Source organism: Bacteroidota bacterium, assembly GCA_018698135.1.
Classification (GTDB): Bacteria; Bacteroidota; Bacteroidia; order CAILMK01; family JAAYUY01; genus JABINZ01.
In genome coordinates, this window is record JABINZ010000015.1 from 1 (window position 1) to 9,301 (window position 9,301).

General features: G+C 34.8%; 5 protein-coding genes. 3 read left to right on the forward strand and 2 right to left on the reverse strand.

Going from position 1 to position 9,301, the window contains the following annotated elements; translation table 11 throughout:
• Positions 1-208: 208 nt before the first annotated feature.
• Together HOG71_01270 and HOG71_01275 are read right to left on the reverse strand one after the other, a co-directional pair.
• A complete protein-coding gene (locus tag HOG71_01270; protein ID MBT5989459.1) occupies positions 209-4,831 on the reverse strand; it encodes a T9SS type A sorting domain-containing protein in 4,623 nt (1,540 codons plus the stop codon).
• 333 nt (positions 4,832-5,164) lie between these two features.
• Positions 5,165-5,899, reverse strand: coding sequence for a 1-acyl-sn-glycerol-3-phosphate acyltransferase (locus HOG71_01275; protein MBT5989460.1), 735 nt, complete (start codon positions 5,897-5,899; stop codon positions 5,165-5,167).
• 177 nt (positions 5,900-6,076) lie between these two features.
• Between HOG71_01275 and HOG71_01280 the strand changes: the two genes are divergently transcribed.
• From HOG71_01280 to HOG71_01290, 3 genes are all read left to right on the forward strand, one after another.
• Positions 6,077-7,285 (forward strand): alanine dehydrogenase, encoded by a 1,209-nt coding sequence (locus HOG71_01280; protein MBT5989461.1) that lies wholly within the window; start codon positions 6,077-6,079, stop codon positions 7,283-7,285.
• A gap of 51 nt (positions 7,286-7,336) precedes the next feature.
• Positions 7,337-8,023 carry a tRNA (guanosine(37)-N1)-methyltransferase TrmD gene (gene trmD, locus HOG71_01285; GenBank protein MBT5989462.1) on the forward strand — a complete coding sequence of 229 codons (687 nt, stop codon included), beginning with the start codon at positions 7,337-7,339 and terminating at the stop codon, positions 8,021-8,023.
• A gap of 162 nt (positions 8,024-8,185) precedes the next feature.
• A partial coding sequence (locus HOG71_01290; protein ID MBT5989463.1) for a hypothetical protein occupies positions 8,186-9,301 on the forward strand: 1,116 nt, incomplete at its 3' end.

Consider the following 9,301-nt stretch of genomic DNA (forward strand, 5'->3'; position numbering starts at 1 on the left):
ACATCAATCCAATCTACAACAGCAAAACTTATAAAATAAATTCCATTAGGATTATGAAACTTGTAATTTCTACTCATTTTTCAAATTTCTACAATGTAATTTATTCTTGTAGTTCAAAGATTGAGAAAAATTACCACAAGGCTTGAGCCTTGCGGTAACTTTGTACTACAGTTCAAAATCCACGATTAAGAACTTGAAATCCTAAATCTTAATAAGCAATCACCTTTTGTACATAAAGCTTATCCATCATCACTCTCACATAGTACATTCCATGAGCAAGATTGTTTCTTTCAATTTTAATCAACTCATCGCCATTGTATTCCTGACTGAATATGACTTTCCCATTCATGTCGTGTAAACTAACTATTTTTCGTTCACCTTTTGTTTCGGGCATGTAGAGATAGAAATACTGATCGAACGGATTTGGATAAACCAATAATTGATGTTCTTCTTGTTCATAAATGCTAACCACTCCATCCTGATTAATTACAATAATTACATCCAGAACTCCAGCACCACTCAGCGTGATATTTGCCTGACGCAATGTTGTTTCAGTATTTTTTGTAGCTGTTACGGTGAGTTTTCTACTTGCAATATTCACATCAACTGTAAGCCAGCTTTGATCAGATACTGCACTCCAGCTTGAAAGGTTAGTGAAAATATCAAATACAAAAGAACCTCCTGTGGTATCAAACGTATGTGTATTCAGAGACACATTTAAATAATCAGAAGTAGTGTCAGCATTGTAATCTCTCAGGTTACTCATCGACTGACTAAATGGTCCCTTACTGGTTTGTGCTCTTAAAATTGTAGGATAACAGGTGTCATTTTTAACAACTGTTACTTGGTAAAATAAAAGCTTTTTCGGTGGGTTCAAATCTGTATAGGAATTCAAGTTGCTTGGAATTGAATCCAAAAGGGCAATGTTGTAAGGAGTTGTTCCTCTGTAAATTTTATAAGAGCTAAATGGAAATCCTTCATAATGACTCCAAATCAAGTTGGCTTCTCCATTAAATCCTGGACTCGCAGCTAAATGAATTGTTTTATGATGATCGCTAGGTGCGGATTCAATATTACACGTATCAATTAATGAAATTTTATATCTGTATGATCTTTTTTGAAGGATTGATGCTGTATCAGGAAATACACTAACCGAATCGTATGGTAGATAGCCAATCAGGTCATAAACATTTGCCTTGTCTTTTTCCTTGTAAATTTTGTAACCTTGGATCATATCCGATTTTGGTCTTTCCCACGCAATCAAATTATTTTTCGATACGGTATCCACGGTAACAAGGCAAATTTCAGGTTTTTGCAGTAATGAAGCATTCACGCTATAAGGCAAGGAGGTCGTTTTACATGCATAAATATCTGTAACAGTAAGGAAATACTCCCCTGATTTCTTCACATAAATACTTGTCCCATTTTGACCTGTTGACCAAAAGTAATCTGCATAATAGTTGGTGTTAAATAATCGCATACTATCTGTTGAGCAAGGTCTTATACTTCCTTCAGATTGTATGATAGGTTCTACAATTGGATAGTTGTTTAAAGTAAATGGAAGTGATGCTACTGAGCAATTAGAGTCACTAATAATAACCAAATAGTTCCCATTGTCTTTTGCATATATGCTTGTGCCATTTTCTCCAATCAGTACATTTCCTTCATGTGTCCAGATATAGCTCAACACATTGCCAGTTGTTGTTGCTTCAATCAGGAAGCTATCGTTTTTACAAATAATTGGAATTCCGGAATATGTTATTTCAACCGAAATGGGGCAAGGGTTTACTGATCCACCTGAGCATAAAATATAGTCGGTTCGAGAAAAAGTGTCCCGACAGCCTGTTTGCTTATGTTCTGCCGTTAATGAAACACTATAAGTACCATTAAACTTATAATTATAGAATGGATCAGAATCAAAACCTATGTTTCCATCTCCATACAACCAGCTAAAATTAAAATCGCCAGGATTAAGTGTAAGGTTTGTAAATGCAACCGGATCAAATTGTTGCGCACCTGAGTTCCAATTTGGAACACGAGGAGATGCTGTGAAATTTGGATTTAAGTTAGTTGTGTGAATAATGATCTCAACTTCTGAGGAAAAAGTAGAACATGTAGTTGTTATGTCAGTAACCTCACAAGTGTATTTACCTGATAACATGGCTGCCCAATATGGATTTGTTGCTCCACTAATTGTATTTGCATCCTTATACCACTGATAAGTAAAGTTTGCTCCTGAATTGGCATACATGGTCACACTATCTCCATCACATATTTCATTATCACCAGCAATAGATATAGAGGCAATGGGTTCTTTTTCGAAAAAGATAGGTTTGCTAATAGAATCCATGCAACCGTATGCTGATACAACCAAAAGTTTTATGTTATATGTACTATCATAAGTAGTATAGCTGTGGGAAACATCTTGTGTATAGGCATTGCTTCCATCGCCAAAATCCCAGATAGAATTATATGTTCCTGTATTAATAATTGAGCTGTTTAAGAAATTAAAGTTATTGACTTTAAAACATTGTTTGTCGTCAACGATGCTGAAATTAGCTGTTGGTTTTGGCCTGACAGTTATATGAACAGTATCACTTATGGTTAATCCAAATTTATCGAGTGCCGTAGCTATAATATCTGTAGAAGTTGAAGGTTTGATGGTGATAGTTTTTGAACTCCCATATCCGCAACACCAGCTAAAGCTCGAATCGGCACCTGTTGCTGTTAATGTTACAGAGTCTCCATCACATACACTGATATTACCTCCAATTTCAAGTTTTTCATTAGAAAATTCCCAAAGGCCATTTCCAAAAGTTCCTATAAAGAGTTGATTGCCAATTTTTACCATATTATCTGCATTCATTCCCAGATAATAATTATTGACATTAGCTTTCATCCAGTTTATACCATTTGTACTGGCAAATAAACCAATAGTTGAACTCAGATACCAATTCCCATCCAAGTAATTTAAATCTGTGATTACAATTCCATCAGGCAAACCACTTGTATTTATTGACGAAACTCCAGACGTTGTTAGATTATATAGTGAATCCCACGATTTGTCGGACCAGTAATAAGTCACAGTGAAAATAAAATTGCCTTTAGAATCAGTTGCATAAATTGGACTTCTTGCTGTATTGCTCCAGGAGTCTTTTGTTTTAATTTGTTGCTGATTTTGATTAAGCTGCGCAGTTTTAGACCAGTTCCATCCATTGTTGCTTGAAAAATAAATAACGGAAGCATAATTTTTGTTGTGTCCCAATAAAAACAGTTTGGTTCCATCTCCAATAAAGCCGTATACTTTAGCAAGGTTCATTGCTGAGCTTTTAAAAAAATCGGTACTAATATCAGTCCAGTTATCTCCTGCATCTGAAGTCCTGTAATAAAAACAATTTGTATCCCAGGATGTATTGCGATCCTTATCATCTGCAAACCGCATAATAAAGCTGTTGCCATGCTCACCATAATAACTCATATTTTTATAGGATGGGATGCTGGTTAATTTAGCCCAGCTTACACCATCATTAGGTGATCGGAATAAATCAAAAACGCCCGCATCAGGTGATTCTTCCATACTTGCAAATAGTTTCCCCCCCCCTGTAAAAGTCTCAACTGGAAAATAGGCTCCCGGCATCCCTTGTGACAGACCTGTATTGCTATAACTCCATGTTGTACCTTTGTCGGTTGATCTCAGAACTCCTTTGACTATGTTGTGTGTTACAAGTACATCATTGATTTCTGCTAAAGAGCCAAATACTTTATTCTGATAACCACTTGATGATCCTTTCCAACTATAACCTGTATCTGTCGTATAAATAATGTCATCCAATTGCGTACCCATTATATAATTACTATCTGAAACTGCTACTGCAAGTCTTGGTATAGGTGGGAATGTCCCTGTAGCGGGTATTACTTGCCAAAAACCACCTTTGTTTAAACTTCGATAAGCTTCGATGGTTAGGTTTGGACCAGTCATGAAAATAGCAAATGTAAATAATGCGTTGCCATCACCAACAATTCCATCTATTTCTCCATTAATATTTATCCCGCTACCTCTTATATTGATCCATTTATTCTGAACCGAATCAAATCTGAAAGGATCTCCATCATTCCCACAATAAACATTGGGGCTGTTTTTGTCTACTGTAAAACTATACAAGTCAAATTTGCTTTTATTTAATCCAGTGGTAGGTATGCCATGAATGCTAGTTCCATTTGAAGTATATATTAAACTATCTGTATTATTCGTTTGAATGGCTAAATACAATTTATATTTATTTAAATGACATAGCTTTCTAATATTGATGTTTCCTCCAACAAAAGCTCCCTGAGTCCAATTGATTGCATTTGAAGAGTAATAAAAATAGGATGAGTCAACTCCATAACCCCATTGATCCCAAACACGGATATACAAAAAAGCAAGGTTATTTGCCATGCCCATTCCATCAATACGGTAAGAGCTACTTGGTAATCCTGTGGGAGAACTTAATTTTTGCCAGCTTTGACACATGTCGGAAGAAGTAATTATCTGGTTTGATCCATTTTGGAGATTTAATAGGACATAGAATTTGCTATCGAAGTAAATCATGTCCTGAATACGATTAGTGGTACTATCCATAGTAGATGACATAAAATCCCAGGTTTCTCCACCGTCAGAAGACTTAAATATACCGCCAACTTCTCCATAGCTGTAAATGTTGTTTCCAACAGTAATCATGTTTTTAATACTTCCAGAAATAAAGCTGGTGTCGGCAATTTGACTAAGTTGTGCAAAAGAAAGCGAACATGTAGTCAATACTAAACAAAGTAGGATACTGAACTTTTTCATTTTTTTGTGTTTTTTGATATTAATTATGCAAAATAAAGTTACATAATAAATTTAATTACAAATACAAAATAATTGTATAAAACTAATAAGCTGAGCTAGGGATAATAAACGTTTACAGCTGCTCGAGATTTTTTATTAACAATCTGGGTTTTTGCCTGCCTTGCCGTACAGGCAGAAAGGATAATCTGATAAAACAAAGGGAAATACATGATAAGCCTCAAGAAGGTCAAAAGGAGATTAAATGAAGGAAAAATCAATAATTGATTCGGTATAAATAAGGAAACAGTTAAGAAATCATAATAAAAAAAGAAATAGTTGCTCTTAGAGATTGAATTATTGATTTAAAGCCAAGCGTATTTGATTTTCAACTTCATTAATTAATTCTTCAACTGAAAAACTTGCAGGCTCAATAGGGTCAAGTACTTGATAGCGTAATTTCTCTCCAAAAGCTAAAGGGTAGTTGCCATATTGTAGCAATCGGTAATTACAACAAATAACATAGGGGATTATTATTGCCGAAGGTGCTGCCTTTAATAAAGTCTTAATGCCACTTTCTTTGAACGTTTTCAGACGGCCATTTTTCCCTCTTGTTCCTTCAGGGAATATACAAGCCGCATACTTATTATTTTCGATTAGATTTCCTAATGCTGCAATTTCACGAATAGATTGACGAGCATTTTTGCGATCAATGATGGCTGAGCCTCCATACTTTAAATTAAAGCTTACACTGGGTAGTCCTTTTGATAACTCAATTTTAGAAATATACTTGGGGTGGAACTTTCGAAATCCCCAAGCAATAGAAGGGATATCAAAATTACTTTGATGATTCGAAATTATAATTAGCGGTCTGTTTTCAGGTATTGTTTCAAACCCACTAAAACGAACTTTTCCATTTATTGTTTTGAAATTTTGAATGAGGAAAAAATTCAACAAATCAACAGTTTTTTTATGAGCCGTATAGCCACCTAATTTCAAGCTTAAAAACTGTATTGGATGAAAAATTAGTAGTAGTAGTCCAAAAAACAAGAAATAGAAAGGATTGAATATATGGCTTAATATGAGTTTCATTCATTTAATTTTCGTCTGCAAAAATAGGTATTTGAATGTTATCGAATAAATAGTTTGAAAGCAAGATCGTTTTATTGAGTTGCAATATCCTCAAAATCACGACTAATAACAGCCTCAAATAGTAGCTACTTTTTTACTACATTTGCTGGCATCGTAATAATTTTTTAAGAAGAAAATATGTTGAAAATCGGGATAAAATACGAAGGGAAAATTCCACCAGATACAAGAGTGCCATTAATACCTGAAAACTTAGTGAAACTGAAAGCTCAATTTCCTGATTTAGAAATAAAAGTTGAGAAATCGGCAACCAGATGTTATAAAGATGAGGAATACGAAAAAGCAGGTTTTCGTCCTGTAAGCGACATTAGCGATTGCGATATAATATTTGGGGTTAAAGAAACCAAAATTGACCGACTACTTGCCAATAAAACCTATTTGTTTTTTTCGCATACCATAAAAAAGCAAGATTATAACAGAAAAAAAATGCAAAAGATGCTTGATCGCAATATTCGGATGATTGATTATGAGATGCTGAAAGATAGCGATGGAAATCGAATCATTGGTTTTGGACGCTTTGCTGGTATTGTAGGTGCTCATTATGCCTTGTGGATGTGGGGCAGAAAAAGAAATGCTTATCAAATAAAACGAGCTGTTGAATGCCATGATTATGCTGAAATGGTTAGTCAATACAAAGATTTGGATTTTGGTCCTGCACACATTATTGTTACAGGTGATGGTCGCGTATCAAAAGGTGCTATTGAGATTCTTAAAACAGCTAATATTAAAGAAGTTAGTCCGGAAGATTTTTTGCAAAAACAATTCAATCAAGCAGTTTACGTACAGTTGGATGTCGATAAATTATATGTCCATAAGGAAAATAAGGCATTTGATTTTCAGCATTTTTTCAGTAATCCACAAGAATATAATTCTCAGTTCGAAGACTATCTTATTAAAGGCAATGTACTTATTAATGGCATGTACTGGGATCCAAAAGCTCCGCGATTGTTCGAAAAAGAAAGAATTCAGCAAGAAAATTTCAATGTCAAAATCATTGCAGATGTGAGTTGTGATATAAATGGTTCTGTTCCTATAACTACTCGAGCCACAACCATTGCCGATCCTGTTTATGGTTATTCAGCTGAAAACATGGATGAATGCTCTGCTTTTTCTGCTAAAAGCATTGATATGATGACAGTTGATAATTTGCCGAACGAGCTTCCACGTGATGCTTCATCTTTGTTTGGAGAAGTGCTTTCTGAAAAAATAATTCCTTTGTTTATTGAAAATACAGATCATCCAATTCTGGCAAATGCGTCAATTGTACGCGGTGGAAAACTAACAAAACAGTACACCTACTTGCAAAACTATGTGGATGGCAACGAATAGTATTTTTCTTCAGCCTTGGCCTTTTCCTCAGCCTATTTTTTATCTTTGTATATGCAAATACACATTCTGACCATATTCCCCAATATGTTGGAGAGCTTCTTCAGTGAGTCCATCATCAAAAGGGCACATAAAAAAGGTCTGGCAACAATTTTCATGCATGATATACGTGAATTTGGTATTGAAAGTGGGATTCGAAAACAAGTAGATGACTATGCATTTGGTGGTGGAGCTGGTATGGTTATGCGTATTGAGCCTGTGGTTAGATGTTTGGAAAAACTGGAAACAGAAGGAAAGTTTGATGAAGTAATTTTCATGACACCCGATGGTGAAGTTCTGGAACAACAGCTATCAAATAAGCTATCACAAAAGAAGAGAATTGCCATTATTTGTGGTCGTTATAAAGGCATCGATCAGCGGATACGAGATCATTTTGTTAGTCGTGAAATATCCATTGGCGATTATGTTTTGACTGGTGGAGAATTGGCAGCAGCTGTTCTATCTGATACAATAATCCGCTTAATTCCAGGTGTTTTGTCAGACGAAAGCTCCGCGTTAACCGATTCTTTTCAGGGAGATATTTTAGATGCACCTGTATATACACGCCCGGAAGAGTTCAGGGGATACAGTGTTCCTGAAATATTACTTTCTGGTGATCATCCTAAAATTGAAGAATGGCGTCATCAACAGGCACTGGACAAAACTAAAAAAAGACGACCTGATTTATTTGATAAACTATAATTAGCTGTACGATTCTGTTATCCTTTTCAAGAATTTTCTCTATATTTAACTAAGTTTTAAATAAGCTAAATAGCGAAATAATACATGTAATATTATTTTCTTCTCAATGCAATATAATTTATCTTGTTTTTAAACTACTTTCTTAACGATTAAACTATTGAAATGAAACAATTCTTCTATCTATTCTTACTTGGAATACTTATGTATAGCAGTGTTCAGGCACAATCGAAATATGATTTTGATGTAAAGGATAATCCACAAGCAATAGAGGCTTATACAAATTATTTAGTTTCTGGAACTGATGTAGAACTCTCCATGATGAATGGTGGTTATTTTACCATCGGAACTACAAAAGGATTGTCAGCAAAAATATCGGATGATTATATGTCGCTATTATACGGACATCCCTATGCCTATACATCCTTTCCCTATATCATCATAAATGGTGAAAAAATCACTCTGGATAGATTTTTCAGGAAAGATTTACAATCGATGGAAAGCTCGGCTACTTCATTGACTTATTCTGTGAAATCGAATGAGTTTATCATAGAATTTAGTTTGGCTATTCTTCCAACAAATACATCTCTTCGGTTCAATTATAAGATTGTGAATGTTTCAGGAAGTCACCAGGAATTGGGAATGGGTTTGTTTTTTGATCCAGAAATAGGTCAGGGTGGAGATGGTCAGGTAGCTATTAATAATCAGTTTATAATGTCGGATAGTAATTTTATTATAACTTTTCCAAATGATTTATACATCTATGAAAGGAACAGCAATCCTAGTGGATTAGGTTATCAGTTGGATTTTCAAAACAATATTCCTGATAATTTAAGAATTGGAAACTGGGAAGATGTGTATGGAGGATCAAACCGATTTGTCAATCAAGCAATTTTTGATGTTGCAATTGATCTCACCTGGGGTATCGATACAATATCTTCGGGAGATTCTATGGAAGTTCAAGTGGATTTGAATTTGGATCGAACGAAATTGCCAACTGCTCAGTTTATGCGTTGGGACATGCCATCATTTCTGAGTTTAAGCGATCAAAGATTATTTCCTGCCAATTTAGAAACAACTGTTGAAATTATTAATGAAACAACTGTTGTAAAAAACGTTTTGAAACTTATTTTGCCTGAAAAGGGTCCGTTTTTACAATGGAAGTCAAAAGAGTCGTTTGATGTAGCAGGGAAAAAACAAACAGTCGAACATGCATTAGTGCGCTGTCTGGATAGCTATAAAGATGAGATTATTCCACTGAAAATTCAACTTGTTGATAAG